At 65.8% G+C, this 18977-nt stretch carries 18 protein-coding genes, 1 tRNA gene and 1 pseudogene; 7 read left to right on the top strand and 13 right to left on the bottom strand.

The genetic code is table 11. The features are described 5' to 3' along the window. Nucleotides 1-28: 28 nt before the first annotated feature. Entirely contained in the window at nucleotides 29-1483 is a 1455-nt protein-coding gene (locus B4A39_RS03275) for an amidohydrolase (protein WP_292033207.1), read from the top strand. Here B4A39_RS03275 and B4A39_RS03270 read toward each other — a convergent pair. From B4A39_RS03270 to B4A39_RS03260, 3 genes are read right to left on the bottom strand one after another with little or no spacing between them, the layout of a single operon-like run. Next, nucleotides 1467-1736 carry a SemiSWEET family sugar transporter gene (locus B4A39_RS03270; protein ID WP_292033206.1) on the bottom strand — a complete coding sequence of 90 codons (270 nt, stop codon included), beginning with the start codon at nucleotides 1734-1736 and terminating at the stop codon, nucleotides 1467-1469. The genes B4A39_RS03275 and B4A39_RS03270 overlap by 17 nt on opposite strands. Then, nucleotides 1733-2209 carry a low affinity iron permease family protein gene (locus B4A39_RS03265; protein ID WP_292033205.1) on the bottom strand — a complete coding sequence of 159 codons (477 nt, stop codon included), beginning with the start codon at nucleotides 2207-2209 and terminating at the stop codon, nucleotides 1733-1735. The genes B4A39_RS03270 and B4A39_RS03265 overlap by 4 nt, the downstream gene beginning before the upstream one ends. Before the next feature lie 50 nt (nucleotides 2210-2259). Then, nucleotides 2260-4542, bottom strand: coding sequence for a S9 family peptidase (locus B4A39_RS03260; RefSeq protein ID WP_292033204.1), 2283 nt, complete (start codon nucleotides 4540-4542; stop codon nucleotides 2260-2262). Between the two features lie 105 nt (nucleotides 4543-4647). Here B4A39_RS03260 and B4A39_RS03255 point away from each other — a divergent pair, with 105 nt between their 5' ends. After that, nucleotides 4648-5463: a ferredoxin--NADP reductase gene (locus tag B4A39_RS03255; RefSeq protein WP_292033203.1), complete on the top strand. Its 816-nt coding sequence runs from the start codon at nucleotides 4648-4650 to the stop codon at nucleotides 5461-5463. Nucleotides 5464-5467: 4 nt separating this feature from the next. Next, the gene (locus B4A39_RS03250) at nucleotides 5468-5800 is read left to right on the top strand and encodes a chorismate mutase (RefSeq protein ID WP_292033202.1); all 333 of its coding nucleotides are present in this window, start codon (nucleotides 5468-5470) and stop codon (nucleotides 5798-5800) included. Between the two features lie 10 nt (nucleotides 5801-5810). Here B4A39_RS03250 and B4A39_RS03245 read toward each other — a convergent pair whose 3' ends face one another. Both B4A39_RS03245 and B4A39_RS03240 read right to left on the bottom strand, forming a co-directional pair. Continuing rightward, nucleotides 5811-6164, bottom strand: coding sequence for an Hpt domain-containing protein (locus tag B4A39_RS03245; RefSeq protein WP_292033201.1), 354 nt, complete (start codon nucleotides 6162-6164; stop codon nucleotides 5811-5813). Beyond that, nucleotides 6164-7573 (bottom strand): amino acid permease, encoded by a 1410-nt coding sequence (locus tag B4A39_RS03240; protein WP_292033200.1) that lies wholly within the window; start codon nucleotides 7571-7573, stop codon nucleotides 6164-6166. Before B4A39_RS03240 ends, B4A39_RS03245 begins: the two co-directional genes overlap by 1 nt. A 194-nt stretch (nucleotides 7574-7767) precedes the next feature. Here B4A39_RS03240 and B4A39_RS03235 point away from each other — a divergent pair. Together B4A39_RS03235 and B4A39_RS03230 are read left to right on the top strand one after the other, a co-directional pair. Beyond that, nucleotides 7768-7843, top strand: a tRNA-Lys gene (locus tag B4A39_RS03235). 155 nt (nucleotides 7844-7998) lie between these two features. Then, complete coding sequence (locus B4A39_RS03230) at nucleotides 7999-8940, top strand: DUF808 domain-containing protein (RefSeq protein WP_292033199.1); 942 nt, start codon at nucleotides 7999-8001, stop codon at nucleotides 8938-8940. A gap of 6 nt (nucleotides 8941-8946) precedes the next feature. Here B4A39_RS03230 and B4A39_RS03225 read toward each other — a convergent pair whose 3' ends face one another. The 7 genes from B4A39_RS03225 to cyoA form a co-directional block, all read right to left on the bottom strand. Beyond that, on the bottom strand, nucleotides 8947-9492 hold the full coding sequence (locus tag B4A39_RS03225; protein ID WP_292033197.1) for a response regulator transcription factor: 546 nt from the start codon (nucleotides 9490-9492) through the stop codon (nucleotides 8947-8949). Then, the gene (locus tag B4A39_RS03220) at nucleotides 9489-10718 is read right to left on the bottom strand and encodes an ATP-binding protein (protein WP_292033192.1); all 1230 of its coding nucleotides are present in this window, start codon (nucleotides 10716-10718) and stop codon (nucleotides 9489-9491) included. Before B4A39_RS03220 ends, B4A39_RS03225 begins: the two co-directional genes overlap by 4 nt. An 86-nt stretch (nucleotides 10719-10804) precedes the next feature. Continuing rightward, nucleotides 10805-11518 carry an SURF1 family protein gene (locus tag B4A39_RS03215; protein ID WP_292033190.1) on the bottom strand — a complete coding sequence of 238 codons (714 nt, stop codon included), beginning with the start codon at nucleotides 11516-11518 and terminating at the stop codon, nucleotides 10805-10807. Nucleotides 11519-11588: 70 nt separating this feature from the next. Next, entirely contained in the window at nucleotides 11589-11978 is a 390-nt protein-coding gene (gene cyoD, locus B4A39_RS03210; RefSeq protein ID WP_292033188.1) for a cytochrome o ubiquinol oxidase subunit IV, read from the bottom strand. Continuing rightward, complete coding sequence (gene cyoC / locus B4A39_RS03205; RefSeq protein WP_292033186.1) at nucleotides 11975-12619, bottom strand: cytochrome o ubiquinol oxidase subunit III; 645 nt, start codon at nucleotides 12617-12619, stop codon at nucleotides 11975-11977. The genes cyoD and cyoC overlap by 4 nt, the downstream gene beginning before the upstream one ends. Nucleotides 12620-12623: 4 nt before the next feature. Beyond that, nucleotides 12624-14645 (bottom strand): cytochrome o ubiquinol oxidase subunit I, encoded by a 2022-nt coding sequence (gene cyoB, locus B4A39_RS03200; protein ID WP_292033183.1) that lies wholly within the window; start codon nucleotides 14643-14645, stop codon nucleotides 12624-12626. 13 nt (nucleotides 14646-14658) lie between these two features. After that, nucleotides 14659-15960 carry a ubiquinol oxidase subunit II gene (gene cyoA, locus B4A39_RS03195; RefSeq protein ID WP_292033181.1) on the bottom strand — a complete coding sequence of 434 codons (1302 nt, stop codon included), beginning with the start codon at nucleotides 15958-15960 and terminating at the stop codon, nucleotides 14659-14661. Nucleotides 15961-16072: 112 nt separating this feature from the next. On the opposite strand from cyoA, the gene B4A39_RS03190 reads away from it, so the two are divergent. Together B4A39_RS03190 and B4A39_RS03185 are read left to right on the top strand one after the other, a co-directional pair. Beyond that, the gene (locus B4A39_RS03190) at nucleotides 16073-17416 is read left to right on the top strand and encodes an MFS transporter (RefSeq protein WP_292033179.1); all 1344 of its coding nucleotides are present in this window, start codon (nucleotides 16073-16075) and stop codon (nucleotides 17414-17416) included. Nucleotides 17417-17640: 224 nt separating this feature from the next. Then, entirely contained in the window at nucleotides 17641-18093 is a 453-nt protein-coding gene (locus B4A39_RS03185; RefSeq protein ID WP_292033177.1) for a hypothetical protein, read from the top strand. A gap of 75 nt (nucleotides 18094-18168) precedes the next feature. Here B4A39_RS03185 and B4A39_RS03180 read toward each other — a convergent pair. Next, a pseudogene (locus B4A39_RS03180) lies at nucleotides 18169-18934 on the bottom strand (IS5 family transposase). Nucleotides 18935-18977 lie beyond the last annotated feature (43 nt).

The following is an 18977-nucleotide window of genomic DNA, read 5'->3' as shown; positions in this document are numbered from 1 at the left end:
CTATTCTGATGCCCTTGTGGAGTTCCTGATGAAACCCGTCTCGATGCGCGTGCTGGCCGTGGCCGCCGCCCTGGCCAGCGTCGCCGTTCTTCCGGCGCAGGCGGCCGAACTGTCGCCCCAGGCCCGGGCCCAGATCACCGGTGCAGTCGAGCGCAACCAGCCTGCCCTGGACCACGCCGCGCTCGAAATCTGGAAGTTCGCCGAGCTGGGCTACCAGGAGACTCAGAGCTCCGCACTCCTGCAAGGGCAACTGACCGAGGCGGGCTTCCAGGTCACGCCCGGCATCGCCAACGAGCCGACCGCCTTCCTGGCCAGCTTCAAGAACGGCGACGGCCCGGTCATCGCCGTGCTGGCCGAGTACGACGCCCTGCCCGGCCTGTCGCAGACCCTGAACCCGATGCAGGAATCCGCTGGGGGCCACGCCGGTCACGGCTGCGGTCACAACCTGTTCGGCGCGGCCTCCGTCCATGCCGCCATCGCGGTCAAGGACTGGATGGTCGCCAACAACATCAAGGGCGAACTTCGGGTCTATGGCACCCCCGCCGAGGAAGGCGGTTCGGGCAAGGTCTACATGGTCCGCGACGGCCTGTTCGACGACGTTGACGTGGCCGTCCACTGGCATCCCGGCAACGTCAACAGCGCCCGCCAGGGCGACACCATGTCCAATGTCTCGGGCAAGTTCCGCTTCTACGGCGTCTCGTCCCACGCCGCTGCGGCGCCCGACAAGGGTCGCTCGGCCCTGGACGGGGTCGAGGCCATGAACGCCATGGTCAACCTGATGCGCGAACACGTGCCTGACCGCACCCGCATCCACTACGCCATCACCGACGGGGCCAAGGCCCCCAACGTCGTCCCGGCCTTCGCCGAGAGCTACTACTATGTCCGCCACAACGACCCGCAGATCGTTCGCGACGTGCTGGAACGGGTGAAGAAGGCGGCTGAGGGCGCGGCGCTGGGCACCGGCACCCGCGTCGAGTTCGAGGCTATCGGCGGCGTCTATTCCATGCTGCCGAACGAGGCCCTGATGAACGTCATGGACCGCAATCTGCGCCATGTCGGCGGCATCACCTGGACGCCCGAGGAAGTCGCCCTGGCGACCGAGATCCAGAAGACCCTGCCGACCAAGCCCGACCTGGCCAGCGTCGGTCAGATCGAACCGGCCGTGATCGGCGGCGACTTCGGCGGCTCGACCGACGTTTCCGATGTGTCCTGGGTCACGCCGACGGTCGGCCTGTCCACCGCCACCTTCGTCCCCGGCTCGGCCGGCCACAGCTGGCAGAACGTCGTGGCGGCCGGTTCGACCATCGGCCTGAAGGGCGCCCATCTGGCCGCCAAGACCCTGGCCCTGACCACCGCCGAACTGTTCCAGAGCCCTGACACCATCGCGGCGGCCAAGGTCGAGTTCGAACGCCGTCGCGGCCCGGACTTCCAGTATCAGGCCCTGCTCGGCGACCGCGCTCCAGCGCTCAACTACCGCGACTGAAGCGCCACTTCATCACCAGCACCCCGGCCGCCATGATCAACGCGCAGGCGTTGGCCACGGCGACCGGCCAGGCGCCGATCATCACGCCATAGGCGGTCCACAACAAGAAGCATGTGACGGTCAGCGAATAGGTTTTCAGCGAGACGCATGAGGCGTCTCGCGTTTTCCAGATCTTGATCATCTGGGGCGCGAAACTTGTGATCGAACATAGGGCCGCCGCCGTACCCACGACATTGGCGACCAAGGCGCTCACGATCGGGCCTTTGCGGACGCTCGCCTGGCGGTTCGCGCCTTCGGGGGCTGTTCGGCCTCGATCTCATCAGCCCGCGCAGCCGGCTTGCCCTTGATCGCCTGCGCCGGCTTGCCCGCATGGATCGCCAACGCCCGCTGTTCAACCTCCGCGAGGATCAGGGCCAGTTCCTTGTCCGTCAGGTGTTCGATGCCGATGAAACGGGCGTCGGCCTTCCTGACCGCATAGATCAGCTCGTCCATCTTGGCGTGCATGGCGGCCGCGTCGCGGTTCTGGGTGTTCTGGATCAGGAAGACCATCAGGAAGGTGATGATGGTCGTGCCGGTGTTGATCACCAGTTGCCAGGTCTCATTGAACTGAAAGACCGGCCCGGTCGCCGCCCACACTAGGACCAGCAACAGACAGGCGATAAAGGTCCACGGACGGCCGGTGATCTTGGCCGTCGCATTGGCGAAATGGTTGAACAGCTTTTCCATTCCGGCGGAACGGCGGCGCTTGCCGCTTGTTCCGCCGGGACAGGATCAGGCTATTTGTCTGCTTCAGGCGCGCGCGCGCCGATGGTGCGGTCCAGGAAGTCGAGGTAGGTGCGCCACAGGTGAAGCTGGCGATCATTGCCGCGCACGCCGTGGCGCTGCCCCGGATAGAGCATGGTCTCGAAGGGAATGCTCTTTTCCTGCAGGGCGTTCAGCACCCGCGTGGTGTTCTCGAAGATGACGTTGTCGTCGGCCATGCCGTGCAGCAGCAGCAGACGCCCGGTCAGGTTGTCGAGACGGCCCAGCACGTCGGAGGCGGCATAGCCTTCCACATTGGCTTGCGGCGTCGACATGTAACGCTCGGTGTAGGCGGTGTCGTAGAGGCTCCACTCGGTCGGCGGCGCACCGGCCAAGGCCGAGGCCAGACCCATCTTCGGCTCGGTCAGGGCCATCAGGCTCATGAAGCCGCCATAGGACCAGCCCATCATGGCGATGCGGCTGTCGTCGACGTAGGGCAGCGACCGCAGATAGTCAGCGGCGATGACCTGATCCTCGATCTCGGGCTGGCCCATCTTCAGATAGAGGGCCTGCTTGAAGGCGGCCGATCGATCGCCCTCGCCCCGATTGTCCATGCGGAAGACGATATAGCCGGCCTCGGTCAGAAGCTGGTTGGTCGCGCCCTGCCAGGCGTTCTTGACCCCGCCGCCCGACGGGCCGCCGTAAACCTGCATGACGACCGGATAGGTCTTGGTCGGGTCAAAGCCCGGCGGCGTGGTCATCTGCCACATCAGCGTCTCGCCGTGGCTTTGCAGCGTGCCGAAGGTCGGTTTCTGCTGGCGCTCCGCATAGGGCCAGAAGGGGTGGCCGGGCTGCAGCCTGTTCTCTTCGATCCAGCGCACACGCGCTCCGTCGATCGAATAGAGGGCCGACTGGGCCGGGGTGTTCACGTCGGTATAGTTGCCGACATAGGCCGTGCCGGTGCGGTTGACCGAAGCGCTCCACCAGCCGCCGCGCGGGGTGATTTCGGTGGGCGTCACGGTCCGCTTGTAGCTGGCGCGGAACAGCTGCTGCTCGATCGGATATTCCTTGCCGTCGCGCATCGAGGCGGTGAAGAAGACCTCGCCCGTCGCCTCGTTGACGCCTTCCAGCGACTTGACCGGATAGTCGCCGCGCGTGATCGCGCGCAGGCGACGACCGTCCCGGGTGTGGAGGTAAAAGTGCTTCCAGCCGCTCTCTTCCGAAGCCCAGATGAAGTCGCCGTTCGTCAGCGGCTTGAAGTCATGGTTCAACGGCACCCAGGCGTCCGAGCGCTGGGTGACGATGACGCGGCTGGCGCCGGTAGCCGGATCGACGCTCAACAGATCCAGGGTCTTCTGGTCGCGCGACAGGCGCTGGACGTACATGGTCCGCCCGTCCTTGGCCCAGTTGACGCGGCCCAGATAGATGTCGGTATTCGCGCCCAGGTCGACCTTGACCCGCTTGCCGGCCTGAACGTCCTGCACATAGAGCTCGACCACGGCGTTGGGACGCCCCGCGCGCGGGTAGCGCTGCTCGATCACGGATGCGCCGCCCCCGGTGATGTCCAGGCGCGGAATGACGTCGACCTGGGTTTCGTCCGTGCGTTGGAGGGCGATGAAGCGCTCGTCCGGGCTCCACCAGTAGCCGGTGTCGCGATCCAGCTCTTCCTGGGCGATGAACTCCGCCGTGGCCCAGGTGATCAGGCCGTCGCCGTCGCTGGTGATCGCCTGCTCGGCGCCTGACGCCAGATTGATAACAACCAGATCCTGATCTCGCACGAAGCTGACGAAGGAGCCCTTGGGCGAGACCTTGGCGTCGATCTCGTCCGCCGTGGTTTCCGTCAGACGACGCACCGAACCATCGGCGCGGTTGGCCAGGAAGATGTCGCCTTCCAGCGGCGCCAGGATGTAGCGCCCCTGTTCGTCCCACGAATACTCGACCACGCCGCGCTGGCTGATGCGCATGCGCTCGCGCCGCGCCTTCTCAGCCTCGGACAGTTCGCCGGCGTCGGGCGCCAGGGCGCGGGCGTCGATCAGCTTGAACGGCTCGCCGCCCTTCACCGGCGCGGCCCACAGGTCCAGCACGTCCACGTCGTCCTCGCGCGAACGCAGGAAGGCGAGCAGTTCGCCGTCCGGCGACAGGCTGACGCCCTTGGCCACCGGCCCGGACAGAGACGGATTGGCGAAGACCCGCTCGACCGTCAGGATCGAAGACGCCGGCGCCGTTGCGGCAGGGGGCGTCACGGGCTGGGGAGAGGATTGGGCGAAGGCCGAGGTCGCAGCCATCAGGATCGTCGAAGCAAGAAGAAATGTGCGCATGGCGGCGAAGCTAGAGACGGAATCCGCCGCCGTCATCCGCAAATCTGCACGTCTGCGACGCCCGCGAGCCTTTCGCATTCGCCCGTGACGGCCTAGGTAGTCGCCATGTCCGACGCCTCCCCTTCCGCGCCGCCCGCCAAGGCCAGCCCCTTCCACGACCTCGAGGTCCTGTGGGTCCGCCACTGGAACGATCAGCTGTTCAGCTTCGGTCTGAAACGCCCTGAGGACTTCCGTTTCCGTTCGGGCGAGTTCGTCATGATCGGCCTGCCCGGCGAGGATGGCGGCAAGCCGGTGCTGCGCGCCTATTCCATCGCCAGCCCCTTCTGGGCGGAGGAACTCGAGTTCTTCTCGATCAAGGTCGAGGATGGCCCGCTGACCTCGCGCCTGCAGAAGATCGTCGCGGGCGACAGCGTTCTGATGGGCAAGAAGCCGACCGGCACCCTGGTGCTGGACGCCCTGACCGGCGGCGAGCGCCTGTGGCTGATCGGCACCGGCACGGGCCTGGCGCCCTGGTTGTCCGTGGCGCGCGATCCCGAGACCTATTCGCGCTTCAAGCAGGTCATCGTCTGCCACACCGTGCGCAACGTCGCCGACCTGGCCTATCGCGATTTCTTCAGTCACGAGATCCACGACGATCCGCTGATCGGCGACGAGGCCCGGGCGCAGCTGACCTATTATCCGACCGTGACGCGCGAGCGTTTCGAGACCCCGGGCCGCATCACCGACCGCATCAAGTCGGGCGACGTCTTCGCCGACCTGCAACTGCCCATCGGCTTCTCACCCAACAGCGATCGCGTCATGCTGTGCGGCTCGATGGCCATGATCAAGGAAACCGGCGAACTGCTGGAATCCTACGGCCTGAAAGAAGGCTCGAACGCCGAGCCCGGCGACTATGTTCTGGAGCGCGCCTTTGTCGGCTGATCTAATGACCGCCCCTCGCACCGTCGCCATCGACGAGCGCAAGGCCCCGGAAGACTGCGCCACCATGCTCGACGTGCGTCAGGGCGTGGATGCGCTGGACCGGGCTCTGGTGACGCTTCTGGCCGAGCGTCAGCGCTACATGGACGCCGCCGCCCGCATCAAGCCGAACCGCGACGCCGTCTTCGACCAGGCCCGCATCGACGATGTGGTGACAAAGGTCCTGGCCGCCGCCCAACCCGCCGGCCTGTCGCCCGACATCGCCGAGCCGGTCTGGCGCCTGCTGATCGACCGCTGCATCGCCCACGAGTTCGCCCGGTTCGACCAGACGCGAGGCTGACGCCCCGCCTTCAGCCCTTCAGGCTCCTCAAGGCCAGTTCGTGCCGATAGGCGGCGATGTCGGTCAACACGGCGTCCAGGGCCGTCCTGACCCGCTCCAGGCCGGCGGGCGCCAGGGTCTGGTCGCCATGCTCGACCTCGGCGCAGACTGCGGCCAGGTCACGTGCGCCAATCCCCGCGCCCGCCCCCCGGATAGTGTGCACCGCATCGCGCCATCCTTCGGACGTGGCGTCGAGCATGGGCGACCACAGGACGGCCTGCTGCACAAACAGCCCCAACACCTCTTCCGTGATGTCGTCCAGGCCGCCGGTCATGGTTTCAAGGACGGTGAAGTCCACCGCCCCCGTCAGATCACGCGCCGCCATCAGGCTTCGCCGCTCTTGGCCAGACGCGCGTTGCGCGACGACCACAGCAGATAGATGGCCAGGCCGCCCAGGTTCCACAGCAGGAAATAGAGCTGTGTCGAGGCCTTCAGGCTGAAGAAGAAGATGATGCAGCCCACGATGGCCACGCCGCCGACCAGCCACCATAGCGGCGCCTTGAACTTGCGCTCGCGGTTCGGCTCACGCACCCGCAGCACGATCAGGCTGACGCCCACGGCCATGAAGGCCATCAGGGTGCCGGCGTTCGCCAACGATGCGAGTTCGTCCAGACGCATGATGCCGGCCAGAACGGCCACGACGATGGCGGTGAAGATCGTCACCACCGTCGGCACGCCTCGGTTCGAGATCCGGGCCAGACGGTTGGGCAGCAGGCCGTCGCGCGCCATACCCAGGAAGATCCGGCTCTGGCCGAACAGGAAGGCCAGCAACACGGTCGGCAGGGCGACGACGGCGGCCGCCGCGATCCACTGGGCGGCGACGCCCTGGCCGAGACCGCGCATGATGTGGGCCAGAGGCTCAGGGCTGTCGGCGAAGGACGACACTGGGGCCGCGCCGATCGCCGCCGCGGCAACGGCGATATAGAGGACGGTGCAGATCACCATCGAACCAACAATGCCGATGGCCAGGTCGCGCTCGGGCTTCTTGGTCTCCTCCGCCGCCGTGGCGATGGCGTCGAAGCCATAGAAGGCGAAGAAGATGATGGCCGCCGCAGTCATGACCCCCGTCTGAACGAAGGGCGCGCCGAAACCGTGCGGCATGAAGGGCGTGAAGTTGGCGGCGTCGAAGCGCGGTAGGGCGATGGCGACGAAGGCCACCAGGGCGGCGATCTTGATCACGACCAGCACCGCGTTCAGCGTGGCGCTTTCCCTGGTGCCCATCAGCAGAAGACCGGTCACCACGGCGATGATGAAGACGGCAGGCAGGTTGATCAGGCCGCCCTCGACGTGGGGCCCGACCGTCAGGGCCAGCGGCAGGTCGATACCCATGCCCGCCAGGAAGGGAATGGCGTAGCCCGACCAGCCCACGGCCACCGCCGACACCACCAGCGAATATTCCAGGATCAGGCTCCACCCCACGACCCAGGCGAAGATCTCGCCAAGCGCGGCGTAGGAATAGGTGTAGGCGCTGCCCGAGGCGGGCATGATGGTCGACAACTCGGCGTAGGCTAGTGCGGCGCAGGCGCAGACCAGACCCGCCAGGGCGAAGCTGATCAGCACCGCGGGACCGGCCAGTCCGGCGCCGACCCCGATCAGGGTCAGGATGCCGGTGCCGACAATGGCGCCGACGCCCAGAGCCATCAGGTGCGGCCAGCTCAGCGTCTTCTTCAACGCCGGCCCCGTGTGCGGAGCGAGCATCGCATCGATCGAGCGTCGACGGTTCCAAAACGCCATATCTACGTTTCCCCTTGGCCGCATCTGCCGGCGGCTGATTCCGGCCGGACCTTAGCGCGCGGGACAAACTTTAGAAAATGCCGCAATCAACGCTTGCGCCTCCGCTGCTTCCTGAGTAATAGGAGCGCCCTTCGGGCAACCTCTACGGGTCGCCGCGAAGACCGGCGCCGCACCAACGGCGCAGACGACGGTACGGGTGATTAGCTCAGTTGGTAGAGCAGCTGACTCTTAATCAGCGGGTCGTAGGTTCGAACCCTACATCACCCACCATCGTCCTCTTTTTCCTGTTTCGACAACATAGCCCGACCACAGGACGCTGACGCGCTCGTCGCTGCGTAGCTGACGTGCGCCCTTGCCTCTTTCCAAGACGCATTGTCGCAGGCAGGAAGGACTGGCGCTCCCTTCCCTTCTGCTGGTGTTTCCCCATGCCTTCTGGACTGATGGCCCTGATCGACGACGTCGCGGGCATCGCCAAACTGGCCGCCGCCTCCATCGACGACATCGGCGCCGCCTCTAGCAAGGCCGCGACCAAGGCCGCAGGGGTCGTGGTCGACGACGCCGCCGTGACGCCGAAATACGTCACCGGCCTGTCGCCCAGCCGCGAACTGCCCATCATCGGCAAGATCGCCGTTGGCTCCATCCGCAACAAGCTGCTGCTGATCCTGCCGGTCGCCCTGCTGCTGACCGCCTTCGCCCCCTGGGCCATCACCCCGCTGCTGATGTGCGGGGGAGCCTATCTGTGCTTCGAGGGCGCGGAGAAGGTGATGGAGATGTTCGGCGGCCACGACGCCGAGGAAAAACCCGTGAGCGACGACCCGGCCCATCTGGAGGCCGCCACGGTGTCCGGCGCGGTTCGCACGGATCTGATCCTGTCCGCCGAGATCATGACCATCGCCCTCGCCGACGTCTCCAACGCGCCCCTTCTTACGCAGGCGGGCGTCCTGATCGTCGTGGGCTTGGCCATGACGGTCGCGGTCTATGGCGCGGTGGGCCTGCTGGTGAAGCTGGACGACATCGGCCTGCACATGGCCGAGCGTCCCTCAAGGACCAGCCAGGCGATCGGGCGTGGTCTGGTCAAGGCCATGCCGACGATCTTTGCGTCCCTGTCGGTCATCGGCACCGTGGCGATGCTGTGGGTCGGCGGCGGCATACTGCTGCATGGCACGCATACGCTGGGCCTGGCCTGGCCGGCTGAGCCGGTGGAGCATCTGGCTCACGCCGCCGGCGGCCTGTTCGGCCCTCTGGGCGCAGCCGTCAGTTGGACCACGACGGCCCTGATTTCGGGCCTTCTGGGCCTGATCGTCGGCGCGATCCTCGCTGTCGGGCTGCATCAAACCCTGCGCCTGTTCGGGCGCGGCGCGCACTGACGGTCGTCAGGTCACCTGACGCTTTTCCAGTTTCCGCGCCAGGGTGCGGCGATGCATTCCCAGACGGCGCGCGGTCTCGGAAATGTTGAAGTTGGTCTCGGCCAGAACCTCGTGGATGCGCTCCCACTCCAGCGTCTTGATCGAGGTGGGGCGCGCGCTCAGCGCCGCGTCAGGATCGCCGTCCTGACGGGCGAAGGCGGCCTCGATCTCGTCCGTGCCCGCGGGTTTGGCCAGGTAATGGCGGGCGCCCAGCTTGATCGCCTCGACCGCCGTCGCGATGCTGGCGAAACCCGTCAGGACCACGATGTCCAGATCGGGATCGAAGGCGTGCAGGGTCTGGACGCAGGTCAGACCCGAAGCCGCCCCCAGCTTCAGGTCCACCACGGCGTATTGCGGATGATGAATCGCCAGCAGTTCGAGCAACTGCTCATGGCTGCGCGCCGAAACCACCTCATAGCCCCGCCGCTCGAACGACTTGCGCAGGGTTTTGGCGAAGGCCTCATCGTCCTCGACGATCAGCAATTGGCGGGGCGCGTCGGTCGGTTGGGTCATTTGGGCGCCAAGGCCTCCAGAGGCAGGGTCAGGCGGACGCTGCCGCCGCCGTCGCGTCGATTGGCGGCGACGACGCCGCCGCCCAGCTTGCGCATGACATTGACTAGCAGGAACAGCCCCAGGCCGGCGCCTGCCCGCCCCTTGGTCGACTGATAGGGCTGACCCACGCGGTCGAGGATGTCGGGGGCGAACCCCGGACCGTCGTCGTTGAACTCGACCGAGAGCAGGTCGTCATCCAGCGCTGCGGCGATGATCATCCGCTCGGCCCCCGCCTCGTGAGCATTGTCCAGCAGGGCGCTGAACACCTGCTTCAGGGCCGGGTCGGCGATGATGCGTGGATCGCGCGCCGGGCCGCGCAGTATTATGGCCATGGCGTCATTCGATTTCTCGCGCCAGTCGGCGACGATCTCGGACAGGAAGGCGCCCAGGGTGGTGATGGTCGGCGCCTCGCCGCGCGCCTCGCCCGCCGACATCAGGATGCCGGTGACGATGGTCTTGCAGCGCTCGACCTCGGCCTGCATCTCGGCGATGTCGGAGGTCAGGTCGGCGCTGGCGGTCAGTTCCGGCATCCGTTTCCAGTCGCTGAGGATGACCGACAGCGAGGCCAGCGGCGTCCCCAGCTCGTGCGCGGCGCCCGAGGCCAACAGCCCCATGCGGACGATGTGATCCTGCTCCGCCGCCTGCTGGCGGGCGTCGGCCAGATAGGCGTCCCGGGCGCGGACGTTCTGGGTCGTGCGGGTGACGAAGGCGACCAGAAGCACGGCGATCAGGATGAAGTTGACCAGGGCGCCCGCCTGAATGAGGCTCAGCCGCGCATCGGCGCTGGGCGGCAACAGCAGGGGCTGGTGCCAGACCGCCAGGAAGGCCAGGCAGGCGCTGGTGACCAGAACAAAGCCCCAGGCGTAGGGCGGTCTCAGCAGCACCGCCGCCAGCACGATCTGCATCAGATAGAGGGCGGCGAAGGGATTGCCGGCGCCTCCGCTGAAGAACAGCAGCCAGCTGAGCGCCGCAACATCCACGAACAGGGCCAGCAGCAATTCAGGATCGGTCACGCTCTGGCGGCGCAGGGTGACCGGCGCGCTGGCCAGGTTCATCAGCGCCAGCCCGGCCGGCGCCAGCAGCAGCATGCCTAGCGGCAGCGGGATCTTCAGCCCCCAGTGGACCACGGCGATGGTCACGACCTGCCCCACCACGGCCAGCCAGCGCAGTTGGATCAGCAGCAGCATGTTCCGGCGCCCGGCCGCCCCTGGCGACACAGGGGCCTCGGCCCCGTCGTCCAAACCCAACAGGCCTCGCGGCGACCGCATCGCGTTCATCGCCCGGCCCTCCGCCTCTTCTCCTCGCGTAGGAACAGAACAAGACCCGCCGCCGACATCAGGGCCAGGCCGAACCAGGTCAAGGCGTAGATCAGGTGGCTGTTGGCGAAGCGCACAACCGTCAACCCGCCGCGCGGCCAGCCGCCGGGGTTGGGCGTCGCGTCTGCGTCGATGAAATAGGAGGCGACCGGCCCCTGCACGCCCTTGGCCTGAACGATCCCGGCCACGTCGCGCGAGAACCAGCGGTCGCCCGCCGGGTCATTGGCGCGCAGGAAGCCGCCGTCCGGCTCGGTCAGCCGCAGCAGGCCGACGACGCGGGCCACCCCCTCGACCTGCCCTGCCGCGCGATCAGCCGGTTGCTGGCGCTCGGACGGGACGAACCCTCGATTGATCAGGACGGTGAAATCGCGATCGGTCATCAGCGGGGTCAGCACCCAGTAGCCCGGGCCCAGATCCGTCACCGCCTTCACCCGCGCCTCGCGCGCATGGTCGAAACGACCGCTGACGACGACCCGACGGTACTGATCCGCCTGACGCGTGACGAGCTGATCCGGCGGCGGCGCGGCCACAGGCGCGGCGTGGATGCGGGCGTCGACCTGACGGATCAGGTCCTGCTTCCAAAGAAGGCGCTGAACCTGCCACACGCCCAGCGCCGAAAATCCTGCAAACAGGACGGCGAACATGACCGCGCCCAGGATCAGGACGGTCATGGCGCGCGGCGGCCGGGCAGGTCGCGACGACGGCTCTATGGCGCTTCTCCCCTGGCCTCGCCGATCAGGCTCAGCCCATGCCCTGCATGTCGTGGGTGGGCATCATGTTGACGTTCAGATGATACATAACCCAGACCGAGCCCGCGACCGCGATCACCACCACCACGATGGTGAAGATCAGGGCCAGCATGTTCCACCCGCCCTCGGACTTATGGTTCATGTGCAGGAAGAAGATCATGTGCACCACGATCTGCACCACGGCGAATGCCGTGATGATCAGGCCGGTGGTCGCCGCCGGCAGGGCGTCGGTCATGACCAGCCAGAACGGGATCGCCGTCAGCACGACCGACAGCAGGAAACCGGTCATATAGGTCTTGAACGAGCCGTGATCGTGATCGTCGCCGTGGTGGTGATCGTCGTGGTGATCGACCGCGTGGTCGTTGTGGGCCTCGGCGCTCATCGCAGCATCCCGAACAGATAGACGAAGGTGAAGACGCCGATCCAGATGACGTCCAGGAAGTGCCAGAACAGGCTGAGGCACATCAGTCGGCGCTTGTTGGCCGGGATCAGCCCCTTCTGCCAGACCTGGATCATCAGCGTGACCAGCCAGATGCAGCCGAAGGTGACGTGCAGGCCGTGGGTGCCCACCAGCACGAAGAAGGCCGACAGGAAGCCGCTGCGCTGAGGCGTGGCTCCCAGATGGATCATGTGGGCGAACTCATAGAGCTCGATCCCCAGGAAGCAGAGGCCGAAGACGCCGGTGATCGCCAGCCATGTCTGCATCTGGGCCGTGCGGTTCTTGACCATGGCCAGCATGGCGAAGCCGTAGGTGATCGACGACAGCAGCAGCATGGAGGTGTTCAGCGCCACCAGCGGCAGGTCGAACAGGTCCTTGGGCGCCGGGCCGGCGGCGTAGTTCGCGCCGATGACCGCATAGACGGCGAACAGCATCGCGAAGATGAGGCAGTCGCTCATCAGATACATCCAGAAGCCCAGCATGGTGCTGTGGCCTTCCGGGTGATGCGGCTCCTCGACCGGGTGGTAGATCGGCCGGCCGGCCTCGTCGACGTAGTCAGGGTTCAGGGAGGCTGCGTGGCTCATCGGTTCACCCCTTCGTCGCTGCGGCGGTCAGGGCCTCGGCCAGAACCTTGGTGTGTGCGTCTTCCGTCGCCTGCACTGTCTCGGCCGGGATGTAGTAGTCGCGCTTGTAGTTGAAGGTGTGGAAGATGGCGTAGGCGATCAGGGCGAAGAAGCCGAGCGCCGCCAGCCACCACATGTACCAGATCAGGGCGAAGCCCACGACCAGAGCCAGGCCGGAAAGGATCACGCCTGCACCCGTGTTGGATGGCATGTGGATGGCCTTGAAGCCGGTGATCGGGCGCTCGTAGCCGCGCGCCTTCATGTCCCACCAGGCATCCGAGTCGTGGATGATCGGCGTCTTGGCGAAGTTATAGTCCGGCGGCGGCGAGGACGTGGCCCACTCAAGGGTGCGCCCGTGCCAGGGGTCGCCCGTCTCGTCGCGCAGCTTGTCGCGATTGATGATCGAGACCGCGAACTGGACGAACATGGCGAGGATGCCGATGGCGATGACGCCCACGCCGACCGCCGCGATGATGAACCAGATCTGATACGACGGATCGTCAAAGACGCGCATCCGGCGCGTCACGCCCATGAAGCCCAGGACGTAGAGCGGCAGGAAGGCCATCCAGAAGCCGACGACCCAGCACCAGAAGCTGACCAGGCCCCACTTCTTGTCCAGCTTGAAGCCGAAGGCCTTGGGCCACCAGTAGTTGATGGCGGCGAACAGGCCGAACAGCACCCCGCCGATGATGACGTTGTGGAAGTGGGCGATCAGGAACAGCGAGTTGTGCAGGACGAAGTCGGCCGGCGGCACCGCCAGCATGACGCCTGTCATCCCGCCGATCACGAAGGTCAACATGAAGGCGACCGTCCACATCATCGGCAGCTCGAAGCGGATGCGGCCGCGATACATGGTGAACAGCCAGTTGAACAACTTGGCCCCTGTCGGGATCGAGATGATCATCGTCGTGATCCCGAAGAAGGAGTTCACGGACGCGCCCGAGCCCATGGTGAAGAAGTGGTGCAGCCACACCAGGTAGGACAGGATGGTGATCACCACCGTCGCATAGACCATGGAGGTGTAGCCAAAGAGCTTCTTGCCCGAGAAGGTCGAGGTGACTTCGGAGAAGACGCCGAACAGCGGCAGGATCAGGATGTAGACCTCCGGGTGACCCCAGATCCAGATCAGGTTCACGTACATCATCGGGTTGCCGCCGAAGTCGTTCGTGAAGAAGTTGGTGCCGATGTAGCGGTCAGCCGTCAGCAGAGCCAGCACGGCGGTCAGCACCGGGAAGGAGGCCACGATCAGGACGTTGGCGCACAGCGAGGTCCAGGTGAAGACCGGCATCTTCATCAGGCCCATGCCCGGCGCGCGCATCTTCACGATGGTCGCGATCAGGTTGATGCCCGACAGGGTGGTCCCCACCCCGGCGATCTGCAGCGACCATATGTAATAGTCGACGCCGACGCCCGGACTGTAGCCGATGCCCGACAGCGGCGGGTAAGCCAGCCAGCCCGTGCGGGCGAACTCGCCGATGAACAGCGAGGCCATGACCAGCACCGCGCCCGCCGTAGTCATCCAGAAGCTGAAATTGTTCAGGAAGGGGAACGACACGTCCCGCGCCCCGATCTGCAACGGCACCAGATAGTTCATCAGGCCGGTGATCAGGGGCATGGCCACGAAGAAGATCATGATCACGCCGTGGGCGGTGAAGATCTGATCATAGTGGTGCGCGTTCAGGTAGCCCTCGGCGCCGCCGAAGGCCATGGCCTGCTGCAGACGCATCATCACCGCATCGGCGAAGCCGCGCAGGAACATGACGAGGCCCAGGATCATGTACATGATCCCGATCTTCTTGTGGTCGACCGTGGTGAACCACTCGGTCCAGAGATAGCCCCACAGCTTGAACCGGGTGATCAGGGCCAGAGTCGCCAGACCGCCCAGCACGACGACGGAAAAAGTGGCGACCAGGATCGGCTCGTGGAACGGCAGGGCGTTCCAGTCCAGCCGGCCGAAGATCATGGATGCGATTTGATCAATAGACATGTCGGTCAGGCGCTCAGGATTGCGACGCGGACGCGTCGGCGACAGTCGGCGCGGTGAAAGCGGAGACGAAGGACGGAGCGGCCTGGGCCAGGGCGGTCGGCTGCCCCGGACGCGACAGGCCTGCGCCGGTCATGCGGGCGACCGGCGCCGAACGCTCCATCTGGACGGCCAGTTCCTGACGGCGGCGGGCCGCGTCCACGGCGGCCTTCTCGGCCTCCAGCGGCGTGCAGACGGCCATGACGTAGGAATCACCCGAACCCAGGACCGCTTCACCGCGGCGGGCGTACTTGTCGTGAACCAGCGGCCAGGTGGCGTGAACGGCGGTCAGACCCAGGCCGCCCTTCTTGTCGATGGCCATCATCTCGCCCATGCACATCTTGCCCGGCTCGACGCACATGTTCAGCACCGCGTCGAACAGACCCTCGTCCACCGTGGCGTAGTGCAGAACCGGCACCTTCTCGCTGGGCTTCTCCAGCTCCAGATAGGTCTCGCGGTCCAGACTCTTGCTGTCAGCGCGAACGCCGGCGACCCACTGATCGAAGCCCGCCTGATCCAGACCGTGGAAGGCGAAACGCATGTTGGAGAAGCCGTCGCCGGAATAGTTGGCCGAGAAGCCGACGTACTCGCCCGGATGGTTGATCACGGCGTGCAGCTTCGTCTCCATGCCCGGCATGGCGTAGATCTGACCGGCCAGGGCAGGAATGTAGAAGGAGTTCATCACGCCCGACGACGTGATGTGGAAACGGATCGGCCGATCCACCGGCGCGGCCAGTTCATTGACCGTGGCGATCCCGTACTCCGGGTAGATAAACAGCCACTTCCAATCCAGAGCGACCACGTTGACCTGCAAGGGCTCGACGCCTTCGGCGATCGCCTGCCCCTTGTTGATCCGGTCCAGCGACCGATAGGGGTCCAGCAGGTGGGTGCCCGACCAGGTGATGGCGCCCAGGCAGATGATGATCAGCAGCGGCGCCGCCCAGATCACCAGCTCCAGGTGGGTGGAGTGATCCCAGTCCGGCTCGTAACGGGCTTCCTTGTTCGATTCCCGGTATTTCCAGGCGAAGAAGATCACCATCGCCATCACCGGGATGACGATGATCAGCATCAGCACCACCGACCAGACCAGCAGGTCGCGCTGCTGGGCGGCGATATCGCCGGCCGGCGACAGGACGACGGCTTCGCACCCCGGCAGCAAGGCCAGAAGGGGCAACAGCAAGAGAGGTCGCAGGCGGCGCACGGCGGCTCCTGTCCGGAAATGGGGTGCTGGCACGGTCATGGTGCCCGGCCCGTAGCGCCGCCCGCCGAGGGACGACATTGGACAATCCGTCCTATCCCCCCCGCAGACGATCGGGAGCAAATGACGGCTTTCGCCATTCTTACCATGTCGGCGCGTCTGTCGCGCCCGGGTCCAGGGAACGTCATCGGTCATGAACGCCACCAGCGGCGCGCCTTCTTCAGAGCCCCTCGAGCGGGACGCCAGCCAGATCAACGCGCGACACGGCAAAATCGACGCCGGAGAAATCGCGATCGGCGTGATCATCGGTCGCACGTCGGAATTCTTCGACTTCTTCGTCTATGCGATCGCCTCGGTCGTGGTCTTCCCGCAGTTGGTCTTCCCCTATGCAGGACCGCTGGGCGGCACCCTGCTGTCCTTCGCCGTCTTCGCGGTGGCCTTCATCGCCCGTCCCTTTGGCACGGCCCTGTTCATCGAGATCGACCGACGCTTCGGGCGCGGCACCAAGCTGACCATCGCCCTGTTCCTGATGGGGATTTCAACCGTCGCGCTCGGCTTCCTGCCCAGCTTTGATCAGGTCGGTCACTGGGCGGCGGTCATGTTGATCGTGCTGCGCATCGGCCAGGGCGTGGCTCTGGGCGGGGCCTGGGACGGCATGGCCTCCCTTCTGGCCGTCAGCGCGCCGGAGAACCGTCGCGGCTGGTACGCCATGGTGCCGCAACTCGGCGCGCCCTTCGGCCTGATCGTCGCCAGCGCCCTGTTCGCCTATTTCCTCAGCAAGCTGTCGGCCGCCGACTTCCTCGACTGGGGCTGGCGCTACCCCTTCTTCGTGGCCTTCGCCATCAACGTGGTGGCCCTGTTCGCCCGCCTGCGCATCGTGGTGACGCCCGCCTTCCAGGCCGCGTTCGAGACGCTGGAGCTGCACCCCTCCCCTGTGAGCAAGACCGTGCGCGAAGAAGGCGGCGGCATCGTCATCGGCGCCTTCGCCCCCCTGGCCAGCTTCGCCATGTTCCACATGGTGACGGTGTTCCCGCTGTCGTGGGTCTTCCTCTACACCGAAGAGGCGCCCAGCCGCTTCCTGATGATCGAGCTCGTCGGCGCCGTCTTCGGCCTGGTCGCCATCCTGGCTTCGGGCTGGCTGGCTGACCGCTACGGCCGTCGCGCCCTGCTGGCGGTCACCGCCGCGGGCATCGCGGCCTTCTCGGGCTTCGCGCCCCAGATGCTGGACGGCGGCCCGATCGGCGAACTGGCCTACATGATCCTCGGCTTCGTCCTGCTGGGTCTCTCGTTCGGCCAGGCCTCCGGCTCCATCGCCTCCAGCTTCAGCCTGAGCAACCGCTACACCGCCTCGGCCCTGACCTCGGACCTGGCCTGGCTGTTCGGCGCCGGTTTTGCCCCACTGGCGGCCTTGGCCCTGTCGGGCAGGTTCGGCCTGATCGCCGGCGGCGGCTACCTTCTGTCGGGCGCCATCTGCACCCTGCTGGCCCTATGGCTGAACCGCGAACTGGGCAAGGGTCGAGCCGGCGCCAAGACCTGACGCCACCCATACAGGCTAACCCATCTTATTGGGGGCGCGATCCGGATCGCGCCCCCTTTTTCATGCGTTCCAGCCCCCGACCGTCGCCGTATCCGGCGCTCCCAGATCAACAAGGTTAGCGACGGTTTACGATAGAACTTAAGCCCCGGCTAAGCCTGTCTGATCGCCTGAAGTTAAGAGCCGCCAAGTATCGTCCACTTGAAATCAAGGGTGATGAGGACGTCATGATCAAGAGTATCTCGGCAAAACGCCGTACATATCTGGCGATCGCCGCCGGCGCTGCCATCACCTTCGGGATGGTGCCTGTCGCCAATGCGGCCGACGGACCGAGCATGACGTTCAGGCTTAACGCTCGTGTGGCCTCGTTCTGCCGCATCAGCGCGCCGTTCGACGGCCTTCCGGTGCCCTCTTCCTCCGTTCAGGACAACAGCATCGACCTCGGTGCGGTCCGAGAAATATGCAACAGCGGTTCCGGCTATCGTGTCGAAGCCCGCTTCATGAACGTGCGCTCGGGCACATTGATGATCGATGAAACACCAAGAAATGTCACCGACGGCGTGGCGTTCTACACCAATCCCCAAGCGGCCCGTCAGGTGCAGCTGTGGCGTCTTGCCGACTTCGAGACGACGGCCTCGGACGAGCCGATCCTGGTGCGCCTGTCGATTTCGCCGCTCTAGGGTCACGCCTCAAACGAGTCCAGAGATCGCCCGCAGCGACGAGACCTCGACTTGCGGGCTAGGACGAATCGACATTCACCGCATCCAGATCATGGAAACGGCGAACTGAGCGAAGGCCAGGAAGTGTCTGGCGAGTCGGTCGTAGCGGGTTGCGAACCGCCGGAAGTGCTTGAGCTTGTTGAAGCAGCGCTCGATGCGGTTGCGCAGTGGGTAGAGAACCGGATCGTGTGGGATCGGGGTCTTTCTTGAGCGGGTGGAAGGGATGACGGCTTTGGCCCCCAGGCTGGCGATGGCCTGTCTGAAGGCGCTTGAATCATAAGCGCGATCGGCCATGAGGGTTTGCGGCGTCATGCCTTCGATCAGGGCTGGTGCGGCGAGGATGTCGTGGCTCTGGCCGGCGGCGAGCAGGAAGCGGACGGACCGCCCCAGGCTGTCGCAGGCCATGTGGATCTTGGTCGTCAGTCCACCTCGGAAACTCCCCACAGCCGGATCGAGGCCCCTTTATTGGGCCGGAGCCCCGACCCGTCGTCGCCTGCTGGTGCGCCCGGACCAGGGTGGAATCGAGCATCAGATATTGGTTGTCCCGGTCCTTGATCAGATCGGCGAACACCCGCTCCCAGACGCCGGCCCGCGACCAGCGGCTGAACCGCTGATGCGCCGTCTTCCACTTGCCGTAGCGCTCCGGCAGGTCAGGCCAGTGAGCGCCCGACCTCAGAACCCACAGCACCGCGTTCACAAACAGCCGGTTGTTGGACACCGTGCGGCCGGGATCGCCCGCCTTGCCCGGCAACAGCGGCGCGATCCGCTCCCACTGCGTATCGCTCAGCTCGTACCGCTTCACGCACATCATGCAACTCCGCCAAAACGGAGACCTATGAATCACG

Origin of the sequence: Brevundimonas sp. UBA4553, from assembly GCF_002387245.1 — a bacterium.
GTDB lineage: Bacteria > Pseudomonadota > Alphaproteobacteria > Caulobacterales > Caulobacteraceae > Brevundimonas.
This window is presented reverse-complemented; position numbering and strand designations above follow the sequence as displayed.

Excerpts from the sequence above, each read along its gene's own strand:
- B4A39_RS03275 (WP_292033207.1), top strand. The coding sequence starts at position 29 with ATGAAACCCGTCTCGATGCGCGTGCTGGCCGTGGCCGCCGCCCTGGCC.
- B4A39_RS03265 (WP_292033205.1), bottom strand. The coding sequence starts at position 2,209 with ATGGAAAAGCTGTTCAACCATTTCGCCAATGCGACGGCCAAGATCACC.
- B4A39_RS03260 (WP_292033204.1), bottom strand. The coding sequence starts at position 4,542 with ATGCGCACATTTCTTCTTGCTTCGACGATCCTGATGGCTGCGACCTCG.
- B4A39_RS03255 (WP_292033203.1), top strand. The coding sequence starts at position 4,648 with ATGTCCGACGCCTCCCCTTCCGCGCCGCCCGCCAAGGCCAGCCCCTTC.
- B4A39_RS03250 (WP_292033202.1), top strand. The coding sequence starts at position 5,468 with ATGACCGCCCCTCGCACCGTCGCCATCGACGAGCGCAAGGCCCCGGAA.
- B4A39_RS03245 (WP_292033201.1), bottom strand. The coding sequence starts at position 6,164 with ATGGCGGCGCGTGATCTGACGGGGGCGGTGGACTTCACCGTCCTTGAA.
- B4A39_RS03240 (WP_292033200.1), bottom strand. The coding sequence starts at position 7,573 with ATGGCGTTTTGGAACCGTCGACGCTCGATCGATGCGATGCTCGCTCCG.
- B4A39_RS03230 (WP_292033199.1), top strand. The coding sequence starts at position 7,999 with ATGCCTTCTGGACTGATGGCCCTGATCGACGACGTCGCGGGCATCGCC.
- B4A39_RS03225 (WP_292033197.1), bottom strand. The coding sequence starts at position 9,492 with ATGACCCAACCGACCGACGCGCCCCGCCAATTGCTGATCGTCGAGGAC.
- B4A39_RS03220 (WP_292033192.1), bottom strand. The coding sequence starts at position 10,718 with ATGCTGCTGCTGATCCAACTGCGCTGGCTGGCCGTGGTGGGGCAGGTC.
- B4A39_RS03215 (WP_292033190.1), bottom strand. The coding sequence starts at position 11,518 with ATGACCGTCCTGATCCTGGGCGCGGTCATGTTCGCCGTCCTGTTTGCA.
- cyoD (WP_292033188.1), bottom strand. The coding sequence starts at position 11,978 with ATGAGCGCCGAGGCCCACAACGACCACGCGGTCGATCACCACGACGAT.
- cyoC (WP_292033186.1), bottom strand. The coding sequence starts at position 12,619 with ATGAGCCACGCAGCCTCCCTGAACCCTGACTACGTCGACGAGGCCGGC.
- cyoB (WP_292033183.1), bottom strand. The coding sequence starts at position 14,645 with ATGTCTATTGATCAAATCGCATCCATGATCTTCGGCCGGCTGGACTGG.
- cyoA (WP_292033181.1), bottom strand. The coding sequence starts at position 15,960 with ATGTCGTCCCTCGGCGGGCGGCGCTACGGGCCGGGCACCATGACCGTG.
- B4A39_RS03190 (WP_292033179.1), top strand. The coding sequence starts at position 16,073 with ATGAACGCCACCAGCGGCGCGCCTTCTTCAGAGCCCCTCGAGCGGGAC.
- B4A39_RS03185 (WP_292033177.1), top strand. The coding sequence starts at position 17,641 with ATGATCAAGAGTATCTCGGCAAAACGCCGTACATATCTGGCGATCGCC.